Origin of the sequence: Mechercharimyces sp. CAU 1602 (assembly GCF_024753565.1) — a bacterium.
Lineage (GTDB): Bacteria > Bacillota > Bacilli > Thermoactinomycetales > JANTPT01 > Mechercharimyces.
This window is the reverse complement of sequence record NZ_JANTPT010000001.1, coordinates 430,308-450,368: the sequence shown is the minus strand read 5'-3', so window position 1 is coordinate 450,368 and position 20,061 is coordinate 430,308. Positions and strand designations below refer to the sequence as shown.

Genomic DNA, 20,061 nt, shown 5'->3' with positions numbered 1-20,061 from the left:
TCTTCTTCTTCTGCGCATGTCAGTTATGTCTCGTTTGCCCGATTAGTATTACCATCATACAATGCTTGTCACTTGGATGCAAGCTCGTTCGCTTACACTAGGGATTGTGTTAGAATGGGGGAAAGACGTATGTATTTTACGAACGGAGTGAACCACAGTGATCGCGTTACATCCCTATCTACCTTATGTAGCTACAATTGTTGCCATTATGATGGCAGGTGCGGCGGCTGTCGTTCGACTTAGATCTGCAAAAAAACCGATAAGCGCAAAAAAGATTCTGCTTCCTCCCTTGGGAATGAGCACGGGCTTTTTTATGTTTCTCTTTCCCTTTACACACATCCCTCTCTCATGGGCATTGATCTCTTTTACCACCGGGATGATTTTTTTCGCCTATCCACTCATTCGCACTTCCAATATAGAGATTCGCGAGGGCGATATCTACCTTGCCCGTTCCAAAGCATTTGTAGTCATTCTCCTCGCACTGCTTATCATCCGGATGGCACTTCATAGTTATGTAGAAGCACATATCTCCATCGCACAGACCGGCTCCGTCTTTTTTCTCCTTGCTTTTGGCATGCTCCTTCCATGGCGCATGGCGATGTATATTCAATTTGTCCAAGTACGAAGGCAGCTTCAACTAGCGGAAAAAGCCGCTTCTAACACATAAGCGGCTTTTTCTTATCTAGCAGGATACATATCACATAAGATCAGTCGCTGTAAGGCAAAACTTTTTTCAAGGCGACCTGATTTAATAGCTACATCGGTTTCTATCGCTTGTTGCAACAGAACTTGCAATGCTTCCACTGTAAAGGATTCCCCTTGTTTACGCGCCAATTTAACTGGATAAGGGTGCGCACTTAGTTGTGTAGCAATCTCTTTATCTGTCAATCCATGAACTGCTAATACCTTCACCTGCATTATTAAACGAATCTGCTTAGTCAAAAGCACCAAGATGCGCAGAGGTTCTTCGCGATTAAGCAATAGATCATCAAGAATGGATAATGCCTCTTTCCCTCTACGATTCCCTACACTATTTACCAATTTAAAAATATCTTCTTCCAGCGTACGAGGCACGAGCTCCTGCACCATCCCCGCCGTAATCTCCTCTTCTACCCCTGCATAGGTGCTCAGCTTTTCACATTCATTATCTAAAAGTAAGAGGTCTTTTCCAGCCCAGGTTACTAACCGTTTCAGTGTATCCATCGTAGCCCGCTTACCTCTCAACTGTAAGCGTTGCTCCACCCACTGTAAGAGCTCCCGCCCTTCCAATGGAGGAAATGGATGTACATCCGCCTCTTTTAACAATGACTTTACTACTTTTTTACGCTGATCTAATTTATCTACAGGCACGGTGAGCACCACTACATTATCTATAAAGGGATGTTGAATATATTCATGCAATATTTCTATATCATGCTCAACCTTTGCTTTTTTGTTTGAGGTAGTTAAGAAACGTGCATTCCGACCGATAATCACCCGACGCCCTCCAAAAAACGATGGAGTCTGAGCTTCTTGAATCAACACTTGGATGCTCTCTTCTTCCAGATCTCGCTCCACTAGATGAAAGGCTGGTTCTTCTTCTGGTAAGGCTCCTTCCTTCAGGACGCGACACGCTTCTTCAATCAAAAAAGGCTCACTTCCATAGAAAAGATAAACCGGTGCGATCTTCCCTCGCTGTATAGATTGCTTCAATCTTTGCGACACGTCCAGTTCACCCTCTCACTTCATCTATTTCCGTCAAAACTATTGTATCCCTTGCATGCAAAAAGCACTACCCCACCTCAGTTTCAGGTAGGGCACTCTTATTACTCCACTTTTTCTGTTTTTTCCTCAATATTAACCACTCGTGTCTCTATTGGTTGCATCTGTGAGATATCATCTACACGCGGATAAATTTGTATCGTTAATTCTGCTGTTGTCTCCCAGTTTACCTTCGCCTGTTGATTGATTCCCCACTTTGAGGATTGAAAGTATACGTCTCCCTCCTCCGTCAACACCTGCAACGCACGTGCACCGACGACTGCCCTATACTGGCGATCGGGAGAATAAATAATCTGTACTTCTTCCTGTGTAGCCGTACCTTTTGATTCTTCTCCACCGTTGTTCTCTTTTTTCTCCTCATCTGAAAATCCACTCACAGCTGGGTCATCTTCCGACTGCCCCCCATTTTCCTGAAACATAGAGATATCCGACTGTGATTCCTCTATACTCGCGTTTTCAGGGGCACCACCCTCACCCTGCCAGAAGAAAAAGCTAAAGAGAAACATCGCGGCCACACCTCCACTAATCCACCACTTTTTCTGTCTAACAAAAAAAGATGGCTTCTGCTGGCTCGTCTTTTCGATATGCTGCCCTTCGTCCTCTAACTGAGGAATCAACTGATCTACTATACTATGAGTGAGTTGCACAGGTGGCAGTGTAGAAAAAGCTTCTGCTAGATTTTTTAGTTTTTCATCCTCGTTGCGACAAGAAGGACAATGTGCCAAATGTGACTGCAATTCTGCGTCTTCTTGTGCCAATAACATTCCATCCAGGCGGAGCTGGAGCGCATCTCTTGCCTTATCGCACTTCATGCTTTCCACCTCCCTCATTATAATTGGAAAGCCACTCTTTTAACTGATTGCGTGCTCGGAACAAATGCGACTTCACTGTATTTAATGGAAGATCCAAGGTATTTGCAATTTCTTGATAGCTATAATCTTGCACATGCCGCAGAACGACAATAACCCTTTGCGGATCAGGTAACCGATTGATGGCAGCTTGCAAATCTTGTGTGACGTCCGTTCGTTCCATCTCCATCCAGGCTCGAGCATCAACAGGCTCTACTTCCTCTAAGAGAGGTACACTCTTTTTACGACGGCGAAAAGTATCCATACAGATATTAGACACGATACGTTGGGCCCAGGTTTCCAGCTTGGATTCACCTTTGAAAGTATGAATGTTTTTATAGATACGTAATAGTGCTTCTTGCGTCGCATCCCTAGCATCATGTTCATTCCCCATCAAATAAAAAGCTGTTTGATACAAGGGGGTTTCCAGATCGCGCAATAATTGAATCAGTGCCGCTCGATCCCCTTGTGCCCGTTCTACCCGATTCACCTCCTCCACTAGCCATCCCTCCTATCTTTTTAGACGTAAGATCATTGTATAAAGTTGCGTCCACTTTTTCTCATTTGGCTAAAATGATGTTATCTGTAGGGATTATATCTCCATAACCTCACTAGCTTTTAATGGATCATGTTGATCTTCTTTAGCCCCTCTCTATCATTTTATCATTCTTACTTACCACCTACCTCATCGTTTCAATTAACATGCCTTGCTCTGATATAAGTATGGTAATCGCACCGTGTTCATCCGTACGAAAAAGGGTGCTCCCTTCTGTTTCAATTCTTTCTACCACTTCTGGTGCAGGGTGACCGTAACGATTCTTTCGTCCTGCTGAAATAATCGCCACCTGTGGTTTCACTCTCTTCATAAACAAGGATGTCGATGAAGTTCGGCTCCCATGATGCGCCACTTTTAACACGTCAACAGCCGTCAATTCCCACTTTGTCACGATCTCTTCTTCCCCCTCTGCTTCAATATCACCTGTAAAGAGCAACTGATACCCATATGCTTGCAGATACAGTACTACAGAAGCATCGTTTCTTCCTTTCTGTTCTATCCCCTCTGTAGCCGACGGATGAAGAATCGTCCACGTTATTCCCTCTTCCACCTCTTGACTTTGCCCGTCTGTAGCCATTTCCACACGACTTCCCTGCTCATGTAATTGATGAAGCAAGGTAATCCCTTCCGGCGATTCATCCAGTCCGCCACCATAGAGAACGTGTTTAACTGGAAAACGATCCATCACAGCAAAAACACCGCCCATATGATCTTGATCTCCATGGGTGAGCACAATAAGATCAAGTTGGCGTACACCACGATAAGTTAGATAAGGAACAACTACACTTTGTCCAGGGTCTTGCGGTCTCCGTCGCTCTTGCCACTTCTCTTTCTGAAAAGGCAACACCCCTCCTCCATCAATCAGCATCGTATACCCCACCGGAGTTTCAATCACAATCGCATCTCCTTGCCCCACATCAAGAAACGTAACTCGTAGAGATTCTGTTCCCCATGGATGGACAGCATAACCACACACGAGTAAAAAAAGGGAATAACTAACGATCCGTGCGCGCCAGCGACTCTTCATTACACTGGTTTCAACTAGAAAAACTAAGACACATATCAATCCATAAAGCGAAATCCACCATAAAGAGGGAGGACGCCATGACCAGTGTAGGAAACGCCATTGGGAAATAACTTCTGTCAGTGCGAGTAGGTAGGTTAAGACCGTCGAAACAATCCAACTAGGTAAAAAAGCAAACACCTCACCTAGAGGAAAGGCGGAGAGCAGAAGTGATAGGAAAGCACCTGGAATAACGATCAAACTGATAATAGGCACAAGCAAGAAATTACTCACAGCAGACAGGAGCGAATATTGGTGAAAGTGCAGAATAGCTAAGGGAAAAGAGGCTAGTTGTGCAATGATCGTAACCGCCATCACTGCTGATATCCATTTTGGAGCGAGTAGCAAGCGACGTAAAGGGGACACGCCTACAACTAAGGCCCACGTAAGCACAAAGGAGAGTTGGTAACCTGCTGTGAAAAGAGCATACGGATTACATAACAGAATACATAGAGATGCCAGTGCTAAAAAAGAAAGGGAATCGGTGTACTTACGAAATATCACTGCTACGAGCATCATCCCTGCCATAATGGCGGCGCGCACCACGGGAATACCAGCGCCCGTCAACAACACATAAACAGGAAGTAACATGAGTGTTACTCCTGCCGCAACCTCTCTTATCATCCCTATCCATTTTAAGCTCGAATAGATACAGGCAACCAGCACCCCCACATGGAGTCCAGATATAGCCAGAATATGTACCAATCCCAACCGTTTAAAGTCCTCTTCAATTTCATATGGCACTTCCGTACGTAGTCCTAACAGCATTCCCTTTACTAGACCTGCTATCTGTTCAGGAAATAGTGACTCGATGCGGGCACTAAACCGTGACCGTTGCTCATCAAACCATGCTTGTAGCCACTGTCCACTTTCCTTTTCCGCTAACTGTATCCCATCTAACCCCTCATGCGAGCCCATCCAATGGATATGCTGACGATATAAATATTGTTTATAATCAAACGCACCTGGATTAGTCGCCGCTAACGGAAGACTTAGCTCTAGTGGCATCTGTACCTTCCAACCACGCTTCCACGCTAACACTTTCTCTTGCTCCTCTTGTCCTTGCAAACGCACCCACACCATCACTTCTTCATTCTGGATCGCTAGCACAGGTTCTCCTTGTTGGGATAGCTCCTCTACCACTAAACGGAAGCGAACTTGATCCCCATCCACCAGCGGCGGCGAACCTATTTCCCCGGAAATCAACACTTGATAGGTTTGCTCCTTACTACTTGTCGGCGCCGAATTTAAACCCAAAACCTGCGTCAGCTCAGAGTTATTACGTCCATCCAGCCAAATATAATGAACAGCTCCGAAAGTCCAAGAAACGAGAAAAAGCGCCAGCATGAACAACTGGCGATCATTATAATACAGCCATCCTCCCCATACCAACACTGTACCTAACCCGCTTAATCCCAAAATGAGGGGTGCCGGCAAGTAAGTAGCCCCTACAATACCCAATATCTGTCCTACTGCTAAGATAACGAGCGGTCGTCTCATCCGCCTTTTCCCCTTTGTTCCAATAACAGGATTCGTTATCTTCTATACTTTCTCCTCCATAAACATAAATTCCTACTAATCATACTTCCATATATAAAAAACTTACCATGGGTGCATACTCCCCTATATCATTTACGCTACTAACGAATAATCATCGTTACCCTCTCGTCCGGTTCACTTTTCTTCCTCTTTTTCTTTACGCGCTTGTAACAGTGTGGTGGAATGCTCTCTCCCCCACTCCATCATTTGCTGAATAATGGGTGCCAGAGTGTATCCAAACCGGGTAATGGAGTATTCTACTTTGGGTGGTACCTGCTTATATACTTTGCGATCAATAATCCCGTCTCGTTCCAATTCTCGCAATTGCAACGTAAGCATACGCTGTGTAATCCCTGGAATTAAACGACGAAGTTCATTAAACCTCCTCGTCTCTTTCAGCAAGTGATACAAAATAATGCTCTTCCATTTGCCACCGATCACATTGATCGTCACTTCCACTGGACAAGAAAATCCATTCACTTCCCAATTATCTCTATTAGTAATTACCACGAGAAACACCTCTAAGTATAAAAAAGTATACTATACAACAAAAATGTGCGTACTATCCACTTTGTATTATATTTTTTATAATGTATAAAGTAAAGTTTATTTACCACAAAATATCCCTAAAATACACTTAAGGAGTAGGATTTCACCATGGATAAAGAAACGAAAAAGAAGCAAATCATAGATGCATACCACTTTCGACATGCTTGTAAGGAGTTTGACCCGCAGAAAAAAATTTCTCCAGAAGACTTTACCTTCTTGTTAGAAACGGGTCGTCTCTCCCCAAGCTCGTTTGGCTTTGAGCCCTGGAAGTTTGTTGTTATTCAAAGTGAAGAACTGCGAAATAAATTATTGCCTATCACATGGGGCGGTCAACGCTCACTGCCAACAGCTAGCCATGTGATGGTGATCTTGTCTAGAAATGCAGAAGATATGCACTATAACTCTTCTTACATTTCCTATATGAATAAAGAAATACAGCAGCTACCCTCTGATGTGATGCAATGGAAGTATGAGGCACTAAAGAAATTTCAAGAATGTGATTTTCGTTTACTGGAAAGTGAGCGTGCCTTATCCGACTGGTCAAGTAAACAAACGTACATTGCCCTTGGCAACATGATGACCGCAGCCGCACAAATCGGTATCGACTCCTGCCCGATTGAAGGCTTTGACAAAGAACAAGCAGAAGAAATCCTCCGTAGCGAAGGCATTATTGCAGGGGAGCAATTTAGCATCTCTACCATGGTTACCTTTGGATACCGTGCACAGGAACCTCGTGCCAAAACGAGACAACCGTTAGCAGATATTACTTTATGGGTATGATTATTTCCATAACACAAACACAAAATAAAAAGAGCTCAGTTTGACTGGGCTCTTTTTACAGTGCATCACTGTAACGTTATTCTAAATCTACCTTAGCTACTTGTTGTCAATTTTAATCCCATCACACCAATGATCACTATGGACAAGAAAAAAAGGCGCCATCCATCACGGGACTCATGAAAGAAGAGCATTCCTACAAGTATACTGCCTGCCGCTCCAATCCCCGTCCAAACCGCATATGCCGTTCCCAAAGGTAAGGTTTGTAGAGCCCATGAGAGCAGTATAAAGCTCATCAGCATCGCTAACGCAAACAACAGCGCCATCCCTTTTTTCTTCAATCCATCCGACAACTTTAGTAACGTAACCGAGATTACCTCCATCAGTCCCGCCATAAGCAATACGAACCATACCATGCGACTCCCTCCTCACCCATCACTATTGATCATTCATACAATAATGTTTAAGCTGTAACTTCGTCACGCTCCGTACTTGTTGACATCTTCAAACCAATTATCCCGCTAATTAATAGGAAAGAAAAAAAGAGGCGCTTCCATGACGCCGGTTCATCGAGAAAAAAGATGCCCACCATCACCATGAAGAATGCTCCTAACCCCGTAAACACAGCATATACAGTGCCGATCGGCAATACTTTCACTGCGCGGGACATAAATAGGAAACTTAATACGATCAGGAGCAACGTCACTCCTGCTTGATACCAATGCGTCGAGTACTTCAAGCCAACTGCCCAACCCACCTCTAACAGACCACCACTTAATACATACAACCATGCTTTCGTTTGTAGGTTCATCTTCATCCGTCTCGCCTCCCTAACGATCGTTCGTTTGTAATTAACCAAAAATGAAGCTAGCGCTTCTTACGCCTCATTTTCCCGTTCGCTTTGCTGCTCACACTGAATTCCTGACCAGAAAATGTTCCAGATCGCATCAATACGGTGCTGAATTTCTGCCGGGGTTGAATATCGCACCTCTACCATCAAGCCATCGAGAATACTACAGTAAGCAAGTGTCATCTCAGCCACATTACCTTCCTTCACTTCGCGGGCATCTATTCCTTCTTGAATCAACTCCCGCACAATCGCAAAAAAGGTATGATCATATGTGGTCACTTGTTGGTGAATCTTCTCTTTTAACTCCAATGGCGGAAAAAATACCGCTCGTGCCCAAAATAGTTGCTCCGTCTCATCGCGATACTGCTGACACGTTGCGTTTAATAATTGATATAGTCGTGACTCTGTACGTTCCTGTTTCGTCTCCCGCACAAATTGATTTAAAGAGTACAAGTCTTGGTTTACACAATCCTGAAGAACTTCTAGAAATAATGCTTCTTTATTTTCAAAATGTGCATAGATCGAAGATTTCTTAATCCCTACGCCGTCTGCAATTTTAGAAAGCGAAGTTCCCTCGTATCCATGCTGTGCAAATAACGGCTTCGACACTTCTTTTATCACGTTTGCAGTCATCTGTTCGCACCACCTACCTAACGACCGTTCGTTTTCATCCTCCTATTATAATATATGAGAGGATTTGTTGACAAGAGGGACGAGAAAAAACCGATCTCTCAAGTTGAGCGATCGGTTCATCTGATTAATTTAAACATGTTCCGGATCCGAGTAATAAATATCCGGCTTAACATTTACAACACCGGATACAGAAACAATGGCAAGCGCAAAAACAAGTGTTATAGTAAGACTAATACACTTAAATAAGAGCAAGGCGCAACAAAGCTTGTTGCTCCTGTTCAATATTTTGATTTGTACTGGCAAGTGCTAAGCCCTTCTTATAATAAGAAATGGCTTCATTGGTATATCCCATATTTTTTGAGACATCGCCTTTTGCAAGATATGCCGACTCTAATCGAAAATGATCACCATATTTTTTTCCATTTTCAATAGCCAGATCTAAATAGTTATTTGCCTTTTCATTCATCCCTTTTTGAATGTATAGAATACCAGCTTGGGTATATGTGTGTGTAGATAATCTCTGATCATCCGACCCTTTTTGAATGTGTCGAGCGAGGTGGATATAACGTTCCGCATCATCCAATTCTTCAAGTTTAATATGGATTTCAGCAAGTAGAGAGAAGCACATCGATGCATGCTTAGGAAGAAGATTTTGGTGGGCAGTATGCGCACCTTTTAAAGCGAATTGCTTCGCAGCTTCATAATGTTTGGTCTTTAAACTGAGGCTAGCCCGAGTGTGATAAAGATGGGTTATGACAATGGGATTTTGAATGAGATGAATCTCTTCCACCATCTCGTCAAGAGTTACAATAGCCTCCCCAACACGATTTAGCTTATCGAGAAATATCGCTTTATTTTGAATGAGAAAGTAGCGAATATGCTCCCTCTCCCCACCTTCAACAAATGTCCTCAACCCTTCATTTGTCCGATCCAGTGCTTTAAATAAATCATTTTGGTGAAATGCCACATATCCCAGGTTCGCCAAGCTCCCTGAAATAATATTACTTTTAGGATTATTACAGGCATGAATTGCTTCATTGAAATTCACCTCTGCTAACTTCCATTGACGCTCTTCGAGACTGATTTTTCCTAATACAAAACTCTTGAGCGAATAAAGAGGATCACTTGTATTATTAACTTCTGCTCGTCTCAGCATTTCCTTTGCTTCTTCAAGGTTACGAAAATCGGAGAGGCTCTCAGCAGCCATAATTAGATCATATTGTTTAGTGTGTGATTCTTTTAGGTTGGCAAGCAATTCAGGGAGTTGATGATCACTAATATCTAATTTGCTCAAAAGATATCGTATCTTACCATAAAGAACCTGAGGAACACCCCGTTCGATATTACTGATCGTAGCTGGTGAGATGTTAGTATCAGCCAGATTTTCGAGTGTTAAACCACTACTCTTACGAATACTCCTAATTAGTTCCCCGATTTCTTTTCTTTCCAACTGCTCGAGCACTTGTTCCACTTCTCATCACTCCCCACTTTCATAATAATCCCATCACGACTGATTATATGATATTGAGGTCAATTTGAAAACTATAATGATAGACTTTTTGAAAATTTCCTATAGTTAATCTTACCCTATTCGTTTATCTTTACGCAAAGTGGTTGTTTATCGTTATCCATTAATCCTTCTGCACTACAAGATTTCTTCCGAGAATCATGCCAAATGCCTACTTTTTATCCAGCCTGTTGATTACACGTAATAGTGAAAACACTAAATTTCTACCTCTCCAAGAATCCAATAAAGGACCGACTTACTTATAGAGTTCTTTGCACTAAGCAAACATAGATAAGAGCCCGGTCCTGAATATAGCAGAAACTACCTAGTTCAACTCCACCATGCGTCTCATTTATCTATAGAGGGATGCAACTACTCCGCTCGCTTTTGCTTCGCATCATCATAGTTGCCTTCAAAGCGCGTGCACGTCCCTTCTTCTAACCAGTACACTTTAGCAAATAGCTTATTGATAAAGTAACGGTCATGCGAAATGGCAAAGATGGTACCGGGAAACTCAGTCAGTGCCTCCTCTAGCACCTCACGCGAATCGATATCCAGGTGGTTGGTCGGCTCGTCCAGTACCAAGGTGTTCACCTCTTGGTGCATCAGCTGGGCCAATCGTAAACGCATCCGTTCCCCACCGCTCAACTCTTTTACGCGGCGAAAGACAGCATAACCATGAAAGAGGAACTGTGCCAACAACTGTCTCGCTTTTCCTTCATCTACCGGCACCTGATCACGAAAGGCTGAAAGCACCGTCTCATGATCGTAACCCTCCAAACCCAGTTGCGATAGGTAACCCATCTTTACCCGACTACCCACACGAACTTCACCTACATCTGGTCCCACTTCACCTAATATCATCTTGAGAAGTGTCGATTTACCCGCTCCATTTTCACCTACCAGCGCGATCCGCTCTTGGAATTGCACGCGCAAATTCACATCATAAAAGAGAGTCCGTTCGCCAAACTGCTTCCCCACCTCATCTAAAATAAAGACTTCCTTTCCACTTCGCTCCTCTTTACCAAATGCTAATCCCATCTTCTTCCGGTCTCGTACAGGACGATTCAACTTCACCATCCGCTCAAGCGCCTTCTCCATACTTTTAGCGCGGCGGTGCATGCCCGCATTGGGAGGATTCGCACGATTTGCCCATTCCTTGAGGCGCTTGATCGTTTCTTTCATCTTCTTGATCTTTTTCTCTTGCTCTACATATGCAGCAAACTGGTTATACAGGAACTCCTCCTTCGCTTTTACAAAGGTAGAGTAATTCCCTCTATACGTAATCAGTTCGCCATCCTCCATATCCCATATCTGCGTTACTGTACGGTCAAGAAAATAGCGATCATGTGACACAATGACCACTGCCCCTGTAAACTGAGCAATATATCCTTCCAACCATTCAATCGCATGCAAGTCGAGATGGTTGGTCGGCTCATCCAATAAGAGAAGCTGTGGACGAGATAGTAAGACCGTAGCTAATCCCACCTTCGTCTTCTCACCACCGCTCAAGCGATGATAAGTTTGTTCTAATAATGGCGTCAAACCTAATCCATTCGCTACTTGCGCTACCTGCGCCTCGATTTGATAGCCCCCATCTTCTTCAAACCGATGCTGTAGCCGTTCATATTTACCCATTAAACGCTCTAATTGATCCGGATCACCGTCTCCTAATCGCCCCATCTCTGCGGTCACTTCTTGAATGCCTTCCTCTATCTGTAAAAGAGAGCGAAACGGTCGCTGTAGTACCTCATAAACTGTAAGCTCTTCTCCCCTCTCTGGGACTTGAGCTAGATAGCCTATCCTCGCCCCTTTCTGTATAGAAATCGTACCTTCATCCACCTGCTCTACTCCGGCGATACTTTTGAGCAATGTGGTTTTCCCACATCCATTTACGCCAACCAAGCCAATCCTCTCACCACTTTTCACTTCAGCACTTAACCCTTGAAAAACCCAACTTCCACCATACATCTTTCCTACACTATTCATCCCACAAATCATCATTTTCATTTTCCTCCCATATAAAAAAAGCCGCGAACTAGGTCTTGGCATACAAGTCCCTTGTCCGCGGCTACGCGTCATTATTTATATCACTGGTTAACACTTACCATGGCACATCAGCCATAGTGTAAAAAAGGGCTACAAAGAATGAGAAACCATCGTCTTGGCATTTGTGACAGACCGAAACGTCTCCGCTCTCTTCCCACATAACAATATTAACAAGGGAGCGCTTATCATGGCACAACTCATACTTTTACCCTATATACCGAGTGATGAAGGGATACTTGTATATCGGTTTGAACAGTTAAAAATGGACAGACGTGTCCCGTGGTTAACAAAACCATGGGTTATGGAAATAGCTTCCACGACCAGCCATGTCATACACTGTTCCAACGTGTTGATATACAAGCCCCTTCACCTCCTTAAGTTCAGATAGCTTTATTTTAGCGAATGAACCCCTGTTTGGCAATGGGTATTTGCAGTTTTCTCAATACTGGCTTGACATCCTTCTGATTAGTACTGTATAGTTCTACTATGTCGACGAAAAGAAAAACAAATCGTGAACACGTTACTCAGGTCGCTGCCGATTTATTTTGGCAACATGGCTATCACCTTACTACGATGGATGAAGTGGTGAAAGTGAGCAATGTTGCGAAGTCCAATATCTATTATCACTTTAAAACAAAAGAAGAACTCGCTCTTGGAGTATTGCAATGGCGCATTGGACAGTTTATGGAGACGATGGAGACAATCCTAGCAGATGAAACATTGTCTTCAGTAGTAAAGCTTAGCTCCTTGCCTACACTTATCTCACAAGAGAACTGTACTCCCCACCACAGCAAAGGAGGCTGCCCTTTTATTGCACTCCACTTACAAGCATCTGAGCAATCCCCAATGATTCAAGCAGTTGTCAAGCAATTTTTTGTGGATCTGCTTCCCGTAATAACGGAATTGATCCATAAAGGACAAAAGAAAAAAGAGATCAAAAAAGAGCTACACCCTGATCAGACAGCTCGCTTTATCCTTGCTTCATTAGAAGGAGCGTTAATCATGACAGAAGTCACTTCTGAAGCTCGTTATATGGAGGATTATAGCAGCATGATCCCTCATCTCTTCTAAATTTTTTTACCCCCTTCTAGTACTTTATAGTACTAATTTATAGGTGATTACAAAGGAGAGTTATCATATGTCAACCATTCTCTTGACAGGTCCTACAGGCTTTATCGGAAAGGAAGTATTAAAACAGCTCCTGCAAACAGACCATACTATTATGGTTCTTATACGGACTGAGGAAAAGTATATCCGACTACAGCATGAACTTCAGCTTACGCATCATAACGTTCAACCTATTATCGGCGACTTAACACTACCAGAATTCGGATTAAGCGAGTGCGACAAACAACTAGTATTGAAAAGTGATTCCATCATTCATACTGCGGGGCCGATGGATATTACGATTGACAAAGATACAGCTAAACAAGTATTTCTCGATGCAGCCAATCAATTGATGAACCTATGCGAAGAGATCATAAAGCAGAAACCCTTTGCTCACTTTTTACATGTCGTAGGATATAAGAGCCCATTTAACGAACAAAACATAGACCTAACAAGTGATCCATACAGCCTTTCTTCTCGGTTTCCTGAAGAAGGGCCATATGAACAAATGAAATTTGCCGCTGACTTGCTTATCCGTCAACGAGCGCGAGCATTAAACATTCCCTTGTCCGTCATCAACCCTTCTACCGTGATCGGGGATCGCCGTACTGGAGAGAATGAACAACTAAGTGCACTCGGACTATTTATCCATCTGATTCGTAATGATCTGGTGAAAGCCATTCCAAGTCAACAAGGGGAGTGGCTCCCGCTTGTAAGTAAGAGCGATCTGGCTCAACTCATCGTGAAATTGGTCAATCAACCACACCCTATAAGTGAAACCTACTATCTACTCGCTGAAAAGGAGAGCACCCCTGATATCGAACAGCTATTTCTCCAGATGTTTCACGAATTAAGAAAAGACACCCCGCAACTTAAGGTCTCTGTCTCACAATTAAGGCAAGATTGGCCCTCACAAGCTTCTTCAGTTGGCTTTCCTAAAGAGACGCTTAGCTTTATTATTTCTGACGATCGCCCACGCACCTCTGTTCAAAAAGTTTATGAAGAACCTCTTACTGTAGAAAGTATTCTTCCTCATATTATCGCCGATGTCGATTATCGTCTCTCTCATCACACTCCTATTCCCACCACTGTGATACGAGGGCGTCGAGGAAATCTAGCCACACTGGAAGCCTCTCATCGAGGAACTGGAAGCCCCATAATACTACTGCACGGCTTATGGGGTGGAGCCGACTCTTGGCTGCCCCTGATAGATCAACTTTCGACAACCCATCCCATTATCGCTCCCGACCTTCCAGGATTCGGGCGCTCACCCTATCACCATCAATCCAGTCCTATCGCAGGAACTATTACTGCTGTCGTTGAGATGATTCAAAACATCAATGAACCTGTTACTCTCATCGGACACTCACTTGGTAGTATCATCGCCACCCATGCCAATCAACATATACCCGATTCCATTCAACAGCTTATTCACATTCATCCGCAACTGGATATAGAAGAAGAGCAGACCGTTAATTTCTCTACACTGCCTCATGAAGAGGAGCACTTGGCAGAATTTCTCGTCTCAACAGGTTTCTTCTCACAAGCTACCGACATTCCTGTACCCTTTCTCGCTCATCTCGTAGCCGATCTTCATTCTCCACGCATTCGTCACACTACGCGTGATATGCTACACGAACTACAGTATCAAAAAGAACGATTCCCACTACAACTACCACCTAGCAGTAAGGTGACTATCGTTTCAAACGTGCCAACGGAAAAACTTAATACACCCGCACACCTCTATCTTCCTTTTTCCAATTCAGCCCCCATCACTCATCCCCAGGAAACAGCTAATTTAATCACAGATATTATGACGAGCAAGCTACCTCTATAAAAACAAACACCCTTATTCTCGCACAAATAGTGCAGAATAAGGGTGTTTTACTAAGCATCATCATTTGTAAACTCCCCTTTATCTCGCATGCTTCACCATGATCTAATCCACAAAAAGCATCCCTGATGCAATACCAGAGATGCTCTTTAAAATGATAATATCTAATATTTCTGAATAATTGATCCATAGAAAGGAACGCGACTCCTTTGCTACTCGCTGGGAGTGGAGATGTTAAACGGTGCTTCACTCGGTGTGGATGAGTCGAGTGCGATTCCAACTTGAGTAGAAACGAGGGCAACAGTAATCATCACTGTGGCGAGGAGCAGTTTAAATGATTTCGTCAATCACTTCATCCTCCTTTAACTCTTTCTTTAACTCAAACATATTCGCCAACTGCTCTTTAAATTCCACTTGATCCGTTTGTTGCAAGCATAAAGTTAAGCGGTGAAGCACCGCATGCTTTTTCTTTTTCAAGTCAATGCGATCCGATATGCCCAGTGCATGCCGATAGTGAACCAAAGCATCTTCATACTGAGCTTGTGCATTCTTTAAATCGCCCATCACAACATATGCATCGATCAAGTAAATGTCGGCATGTAGCTCCTTGCCCAAAGCAATCGCTTCTTGCAATTTCTCTTCTGATGCTCGCCACATTCCCTTACGCATATAGAGGATACCATATTTGGTAAGAGTAGAAACAAAATAATAATGCCCTTGTGCCGCTTCGCTAAAACTCATTGCCGATTCAAAGCAGATCTCCGCATTTTCTAGATCTTCCGTACGCAAATAGACACTTCCTAACGCATCCCAAAGATCCACATGCCGGTTGTACTCTTTAACTAGCTGCGCACGCTTTACTCCCTCTAGTCCCACTTCGATCGCTTCATTATAGTGGTCAGTCTTACGCAATAAATTTACTTTTAAATGATACAGATGGAGCAACAATTCTGGGCGTTTAATCGTCTCTTTCCGTGCCCATACTTCATTTAGTAAAGCAAAAGCTTCCCCTAGTCGATTCAGTTTCTCCAAATAGGCCAGTTTATTCACAAGTAACATATCTAAAATATAGTCTCGTTCCCCTTCTTGTTGAAAAACAGAAAGACCGCGCTCTGTATAAAATATCGCTTCTTCTAGGTTGTTTTGATAAAAAGAGAGGGCACTTAACAAATTATAAGCGCACGCTTCAATGTTTTCGAGAGGGTCGTTTTTCGACAGACGCACCGCATTAAGTAGCTCTCTTTTTGCTTTGTCCCACTGCCCGTTTAATCGATAGCATCTCCCACGCAAATAATAAACGTAGGGGGCAATTGGATGTTCCGAACTTAAAGTGTCAAAATTCTGTATTTTCTGAAGAGAATCATCTACTTTCCCAATCTCCACTGAGGATTCAATAGCGATCATCTTTAGCTTTAATGAAGCTAGCTCTTCATTCACACCGACTCGTAAGCTTTTGACCTCTACTTCATTCGTTTCCAATCGTCCCATCAAATACTTTACTTTCCCTGGGAGAACATGAGGTACTCCTCTTTCAATATTGGATACGGTTGCAGGAGAAATATTATCGTCAGCCACATCCTCGAGCCGCAATCCTTTCCCTTTACGAATTCGCCGCAGAATCTCTCCAATTTCACGTGTATGCATTCCGTCCATGTCCACTCCTCCTCTAAATGTCCGTCATACTTTGTCCCTATTATAACCTAATTCAGAATTATTACAATATAGTTCCTAAAATTCGTAAACAATGTAAGGGGAATTGCTGATCCACCCCCGTCAAACACACTATCCCACTCTTGTTGATAATCTCATTGTAGTTCACATTATTACTTTTTAACGTAAAGTATACCTCTTCTGTTGTCGCAAAGCCTATCATATCTTCCGCCCTCCCTCTCCTATCCCTTCCATTCAACCACTCAGCAGATTACACAATTATATAGTTCTTCTAGCAATCACCCACGCAGATTACAGAAAAGCTTAATATATTATGATGACTGATTTAAAGAAGGATGGTGTACTGTGCGAATAGGATATAAGTGGAAGTATGAGATGGCGTTTAGAAAAAGTCCAGAGGTTCATAAATATCTGCCAGAGACACATCTGTATAGTTATAAAAAATTACAAAGCATGCTAGATCGCCATACTACGGTTGTGCTGAAGCCTTCCGGAGGTACAGGCGGTCAGGGTGTATTTAAAATTAGTAAAGAACATAAGGATCGTTACCTTCTCCACCATCATATGAAAAGAATGCTCTTATCCGAAAGAAGATTACAGCTCTACCTAGATCAGATTCTGAAAAAATCTACCTCTCACTACATGATCCAGAAGTGTATCCCTCTTCTGACCATCAATAATCAGCCGTGTGATGTTCGCGTCATCGTGCAGCGCAAACATTTTCGCTCCCCATGGGTAGCCACTGCAACCTTAGCCAAAGTAGCAGGGAAGAATTTCTTCATCACCAATTCCCGTAGTCGTGGGACAGTATATCCATTAGAAGAAGCTCTTAAGCGAGCTGGTTTACAAGCACAAGCCAGAAAAGTAGCAAGTCAACGCCTTTATGAAGCATGCTTAATAGCTGGTAAAGTTTTAGGTAAAGCCGATCGCGGCATGAAAATTTCCGGCTTCGATATGGGAATCGACCGCCATCTCAATGTATGGATTATTGAAGCCAATCCAAAACCAAACTTTAAGCGGTTCAAAAAGATGAAAGATCAAAGCCACTATCGCCGCATCATGAGTTATATGTAGTAACTTGCCCCTAATAAAAAAGACGCCCTGTTGTCACATCTATGACCAACAGGGCGTCTTTTTTATTGATCCAGGTGTACTTATTCACCCCAGAGTTATACTTTTGGCAACGTGATTCCACGCTGTTCTTGGTACTTCCCCTTCTTGGCTTTATACGAAACCTCACACACTTCATCACTTTCGAGAAAGAGTACTTGGCACAAGCCCTCGTTAGCATAGATTTTAGCTGGTAGGGGAGTCGTATTTGAAATCTCAAGGGTAACATGGCCTTCCCAACCAGGTTCAAACGGTGTCACATTCGTAATAATGCCGCACCGGGCGTATGTAGATTTTCCTACACAGATCGTGAGAACATTTTCTGGGATACGGAAATATTCTACTGAACGCGCTAAAGCAAACGAATTAGGAGGAATAATACACACATCCCCGGTAAAATCGAGAAAAGAATCGGAGTTGATCTCTTTCGGATCGATGACGGCGGTCAATGCATTATGAAAGATCTTAAACTCATTAGAAACGCGTAAATCATATCCATAACTGCTGAGTCCATAACTGATCGCCTCTCCTTTTCCTACGTTACGATCAATGAAGGGCTCGATCATTCCATGTTCCTCTGCCATTTTCCGAATCCATTTATCTGCTTTAATTGACATGTTCGGTTGCTCCTTTTATCTTCTTCTCTCCCTATTGTACAAGAAAACAAGGCGAAACAAAAAGGTATCTCTCTAGATTTTATACTCCCTCCTGTGAAAGCAGAAGAACGATCCCTCTTGTTCACTACATTACCAAAGGATAATCCGACGGTATTAGAATCCTTTTACAATTAATCCTTTAAGCTGTTACACCAGCACCTAAATCAAGAGAGAAAGGGTTCTCGAAACCCACCCTTGGTGGTACACTTATTGAGTGAAACCATTTCTGTTCGCATAAACTATATAACAAAGATAAAGGAGGCTGAAGCGACATGTCCCATAATCAAACCATCATTGAGCGTACGGATCGTCACGGCGCACAAAACTATCATCCGCTTCCCATCGTCATAGCAAAAGGAGAAGGGGTATGGGTTGAAGACGCAGACGGCAATCGCTATATGGATATGCTAAGTGCTTATTCTGCTCTTAACCACGGACATCGTCACCCTCGTCTCATTGCAGCGTTAAAAGAACAAGCAGATCGAGTCACCTTGACTTCACGCGCTTTTCATAACGATCAATTAGGGACTTTCTATGAAAAAGTGGCCAATCTGACTGGTAAAGATTTGGTACTTCCCATGAATACAGGAGCCGAAGCGGTTGAAACTGCGATTAAAGCGGTACGTCGCTGGGCATACGATGTAAAAGGCGTACCTGAAAACAAGGCAGAAATTATTGTGTTTGATCAAAACTTCCATGGTCGTACCACCACCATCGTTTCCTTCTCCACCGATGAAGGCGCACGTCGTGGATTTGGTCCATATACTCCTGGTTTCACCATCGTTCCTTATGGTGATCTTTCTGCACTGAAAGAAGCGATAACATCCCATACTGCGGCTGTAATCATGGAACCGATCCAAGGAGAAGCAGGTGTAATCTTACCTCCTGAAGGCTTCATAAAAGCGACTGCCGATTTGTGTAAAGAAGAGAATGTCCTCTTTGTTGCCGATGAAATTCAAACCGGTTTTGGCAGGACGGGAAAACGCTTTGCTTGCGATTGGGAAGATGTTACTCCCGATATGTACATCATGGGGAAAGCCCTCGGAGGCGGTGTTATGCCCATCTCCGGCGTCGCAGCCAATCAAGACGTACTTGGGGTCTTCGATCCAGGCTCCCACGGTTCCACCTTTGGCGGAAACCCGCTAGCTTGCGCCGTTGCTATTGCTGCACTCGACGTACTCGTAGATGAACAGCTGCCCGAACGCTCACAAGAACTAGGTACTTATTTCATCAATGAACTGCACAAGATCCAAAATCCCGCCATCAAAGAAATCCGCGGAAAAGGACTCTTCATCGGTGTAGAACTTCATGAAGCCGCACGCCCCTATTGCGAAGCTTTGATGAAAGCAGGTCTGTTATGTAAGGAGACTCATGAAAACACCATCCGCTTTGCTCCTCCACTTATTATCAATAAAGAAGAGCTAGACTGGGCACTAGATCATATTCGCCGAGTGTTGTCTGCTTAAACGCGCCTGCCCATAACACGAATCCATCCCCCTCTATTTTAGAGGGGGATGGATTTGTTTTAATGATAAGAAACTAAGAAACTAA

Annotated in this window: 20 protein-coding genes and 1 other annotated feature (1 of these 21 cut by a window edge); of the genes, 6 read left to right on the top strand and 14 right to left on the bottom strand. The window is 43.3% G+C overall.

Annotated elements, in window-relative coordinates; translation table 11 throughout:
• Positions 1-22, bottom strand: a binding site (T-box leader) (it extends 197 nt beyond the left edge of the window).
• Between the two features lie 135 nt (positions 23-157).
• On the top strand, positions 158-667 hold the full coding sequence (locus tag NXZ84_RS02410) for a CcdC family protein (RefSeq protein WP_258838702.1): 510 nt from the start codon (positions 158-160) through the stop codon (positions 665-667).
• A gap of 11 nt (positions 668-678) precedes the next feature.
• Here NXZ84_RS02410 and holA read toward each other — a convergent pair whose 3' ends face one another.
• The 5 genes from holA to NXZ84_RS02385 form a co-directional block, all read right to left on the bottom strand.
• Positions 679-1,704, bottom strand: a complete 1,026-nt coding sequence (gene holA / locus NXZ84_RS02405; RefSeq protein ID WP_258838701.1) for a DNA polymerase III subunit delta — start codon at positions 1,702-1,704, stop codon at positions 679-681.
• Between the two features lie 101 nt (positions 1,705-1,805).
• Positions 1,806-2,573, bottom strand: coding sequence for a zf-HC2 domain-containing protein (locus tag NXZ84_RS02400; protein ID WP_258838700.1), 768 nt, complete (start codon positions 2,571-2,573; stop codon positions 1,806-1,808).
• Entirely contained in the window at positions 2,560-3,108 is a 549-nt protein-coding gene (locus tag NXZ84_RS02395; protein WP_258838699.1) for an RNA polymerase sigma factor, read from the bottom strand. The genes NXZ84_RS02400 and NXZ84_RS02395 overlap by 14 nt, the downstream gene beginning before the upstream one ends.
• Positions 3,109-3,289: 181 nt before the next feature.
• Positions 3,290-5,728, bottom strand: coding sequence for a DNA internalization-related competence protein ComEC/Rec2 (locus NXZ84_RS02390; RefSeq protein ID WP_258838698.1), 2,439 nt, complete (start codon positions 5,726-5,728; stop codon positions 3,290-3,292).
• Between the two features lie 174 nt (positions 5,729-5,902).
• Positions 5,903-6,271 carry a winged helix-turn-helix transcriptional regulator gene (locus tag NXZ84_RS02385; protein WP_258840309.1) on the bottom strand — a complete coding sequence of 123 codons (369 nt, stop codon included), beginning with the start codon at positions 6,269-6,271 and terminating at the stop codon, positions 5,903-5,905.
• A gap of 153 nt (positions 6,272-6,424) precedes the next feature.
• On the opposite strand from NXZ84_RS02385, the gene NXZ84_RS02380 reads away from it, so the two are divergent.
• On the top strand, positions 6,425-7,096 hold the full coding sequence (locus tag NXZ84_RS02380) for an NAD(P)H-dependent oxidoreductase (RefSeq protein ID WP_258838697.1): 672 nt from the start codon (positions 6,425-6,427) through the stop codon (positions 7,094-7,096).
• A gap of 92 nt (positions 7,097-7,188) precedes the next feature.
• Here NXZ84_RS02380 and NXZ84_RS02375 read toward each other — a convergent pair whose 3' ends face one another.
• From NXZ84_RS02375 to abc-f, 5 genes are all read right to left on the bottom strand, one after another.
• The gene (locus tag NXZ84_RS02375) at positions 7,189-7,509 is read right to left on the bottom strand and encodes a DMT family transporter (protein ID WP_258838696.1); all 321 of its coding nucleotides are present in this window, start codon (positions 7,507-7,509) and stop codon (positions 7,189-7,191) included.
• Between the two features lie 47 nt (positions 7,510-7,556).
• Positions 7,557-7,910, bottom strand: coding sequence for a DMT family transporter (locus tag NXZ84_RS02370; protein WP_258838695.1), 354 nt, complete (start codon positions 7,908-7,910; stop codon positions 7,557-7,559).
• A gap of 60 nt (positions 7,911-7,970) precedes the next feature.
• Positions 7,971-8,576 (bottom strand): TetR/AcrR family transcriptional regulator, encoded by a 606-nt coding sequence (locus tag NXZ84_RS02365; RefSeq protein ID WP_258838694.1) that lies wholly within the window; start codon positions 8,574-8,576, stop codon positions 7,971-7,973.
• A 238-nt stretch (positions 8,577-8,814) separates the two neighbouring features.
• Positions 8,815-10,047: a hypothetical protein gene (locus NXZ84_RS02360; RefSeq protein ID WP_258838693.1), complete on the bottom strand. Its 1,233-nt coding sequence runs from the start codon at positions 10,045-10,047 to the stop codon at positions 8,815-8,817.
• Between the two features lie 408 nt (positions 10,048-10,455).
• Positions 10,456-12,084, bottom strand: a complete 1,629-nt coding sequence (gene abc-f / locus NXZ84_RS02355; RefSeq protein WP_483869635.1) for a ribosomal protection-like ABC-F family protein — start codon at positions 12,082-12,084, stop codon at positions 10,456-10,458.
• A gap of 534 nt (positions 12,085-12,618) precedes the next feature.
• Between abc-f and NXZ84_RS02350 the strand changes: the two genes are divergently transcribed.
• Complete coding sequence (locus tag NXZ84_RS02350; RefSeq protein WP_258838691.1) at positions 12,619-13,203, top strand: TetR/AcrR family transcriptional regulator; 585 nt, start codon at positions 12,619-12,621, stop codon at positions 13,201-13,203.
• Positions 13,204-13,270: 67 nt separating this feature from the next.
• On the top strand, positions 13,271-15,076 hold the full coding sequence (locus NXZ84_RS02345; RefSeq protein ID WP_258838690.1) for an alpha/beta fold hydrolase: 1,806 nt from the start codon (positions 13,271-13,273) through the stop codon (positions 15,074-15,076).
• Between the two features lie 209 nt (positions 15,077-15,285).
• Here NXZ84_RS02345 and NXZ84_RS02340 read toward each other — a convergent pair whose 3' ends face one another.
• The 3 genes from NXZ84_RS02340 to NXZ84_RS02330 form a co-directional block, all read right to left on the bottom strand.
• On the bottom strand, positions 15,286-15,420 hold the full coding sequence (locus NXZ84_RS02340) for a hypothetical protein (RefSeq protein WP_258838689.1): 135 nt from the start codon (positions 15,418-15,420) through the stop codon (positions 15,286-15,288).
• The gene (locus tag NXZ84_RS02335) at positions 15,404-16,726 is read right to left on the bottom strand and encodes a helix-turn-helix domain-containing protein (protein ID WP_258838688.1); all 1,323 of its coding nucleotides are present in this window, start codon (positions 16,724-16,726) and stop codon (positions 15,404-15,406) included. The genes NXZ84_RS02340 and NXZ84_RS02335 overlap by 17 nt, the downstream gene beginning before the upstream one ends.
• Before the next feature lie 61 nt (positions 16,727-16,787).
• Positions 16,788-16,946 carry a hypothetical protein gene (locus NXZ84_RS02330; RefSeq protein ID WP_258838687.1) on the bottom strand — a complete coding sequence of 53 codons (159 nt, stop codon included), beginning with the start codon at positions 16,944-16,946 and terminating at the stop codon, positions 16,788-16,790.
• Positions 16,947-17,089: 143 nt separating this feature from the next.
• Between NXZ84_RS02330 and NXZ84_RS02325 the strand changes: the two genes are divergently transcribed.
• On the top strand, positions 17,090-17,818 hold the full coding sequence (locus NXZ84_RS02325) for a YheC/YheD family protein (protein WP_258838686.1): 729 nt from the start codon (positions 17,090-17,092) through the stop codon (positions 17,816-17,818).
• Between the two features lie 95 nt (positions 17,819-17,913).
• On the opposite strand, the gene dcd is transcribed toward NXZ84_RS02325, so the two are convergent.
• Complete coding sequence (dcd, locus tag NXZ84_RS02320; RefSeq protein ID WP_258838685.1) at positions 17,914-18,471, bottom strand: dCTP deaminase; 558 nt, start codon at positions 18,469-18,471, stop codon at positions 17,914-17,916.
• A gap of 311 nt (positions 18,472-18,782) precedes the next feature.
• Here dcd and NXZ84_RS02315 point away from each other — a divergent pair, with 311 nt between their 5' ends.
• On the top strand, positions 18,783-19,976 hold the full coding sequence (locus tag NXZ84_RS02315; protein WP_258838684.1) for an ornithine--oxo-acid transaminase: 1,194 nt from the start codon (positions 18,783-18,785) through the stop codon (positions 19,974-19,976).
• Positions 19,977-20,061: the final 85 nt, after the last annotated feature.

What these genes read in the sequence shown, in the direction of transcription:
- dcd (WP_258838685.1), bottom strand. Translation starts at nt 18,471, where the DNA reads ATGTCAATTAAAGCAGATAAATGGATTCGGAAAATGGCAGAGGAACAT.
- NXZ84_RS02365 (WP_258838694.1), bottom strand. Translation starts at nt 8,576, where the DNA reads ATGACTGCAAACGTGATAAAAGAAGTGTCGAAGCCGTTATTTGCACAG.
- NXZ84_RS02315 (WP_258838684.1), top strand. Translation starts at nt 18,783, where the DNA reads ATGTCCCATAATCAAACCATCATTGAGCGTACGGATCGTCACGGCGCA.
- NXZ84_RS02330 (WP_258838687.1), bottom strand. Translation starts at nt 16,946, where the DNA reads ATGATAGGCTTTGCGACAACAGAAGAGGTATACTTTACGTTAAAAAGT.
- NXZ84_RS02390 (WP_258838698.1), bottom strand. Translation starts at nt 5,728, where the DNA reads ATGAGACGACCGCTCGTTATCTTAGCAGTAGGACAGATATTGGGTATT.
- NXZ84_RS02350 (WP_258838691.1), top strand. Translation starts at nt 12,619, where the DNA reads ATGTCGACGAAAAGAAAAACAAATCGTGAACACGTTACTCAGGTCGCT.
- NXZ84_RS02345 (WP_258838690.1), top strand. Translation starts at nt 13,271, where the DNA reads ATGTCAACCATTCTCTTGACAGGTCCTACAGGCTTTATCGGAAAGGAA.
- NXZ84_RS02370 (WP_258838695.1), bottom strand. Translation starts at nt 7,910, where the DNA reads ATGAAGATGAACCTACAAACGAAAGCATGGTTGTATGTATTAAGTGGT.
- NXZ84_RS02335 (WP_258838688.1), bottom strand. Translation starts at nt 16,726, where the DNA reads ATGGACGGAATGCATACACGTGAAATTGGAGAGATTCTGCGGCGAATT.
- abc-f (WP_483869635.1), bottom strand. Translation starts at nt 12,084, where the DNA reads ATGATTTGTGGGATGAATAGTGTAGGAAAGATGTATGGTGGAAGTTGG.
- NXZ84_RS02400 (WP_258838700.1), bottom strand. Translation starts at nt 2,573, where the DNA reads ATGAAGTGCGATAAGGCAAGAGATGCGCTCCAGCTCCGCCTGGATGGA.
- NXZ84_RS02380 (WP_258838697.1), top strand. Translation starts at nt 6,425, where the DNA reads ATGGATAAAGAAACGAAAAAGAAGCAAATCATAGATGCATACCACTTT.
- NXZ84_RS02375 (WP_258838696.1), bottom strand. Translation starts at nt 7,509, where the DNA reads ATGGTATGGTTCGTATTGCTTATGGCGGGACTGATGGAGGTAATCTCG.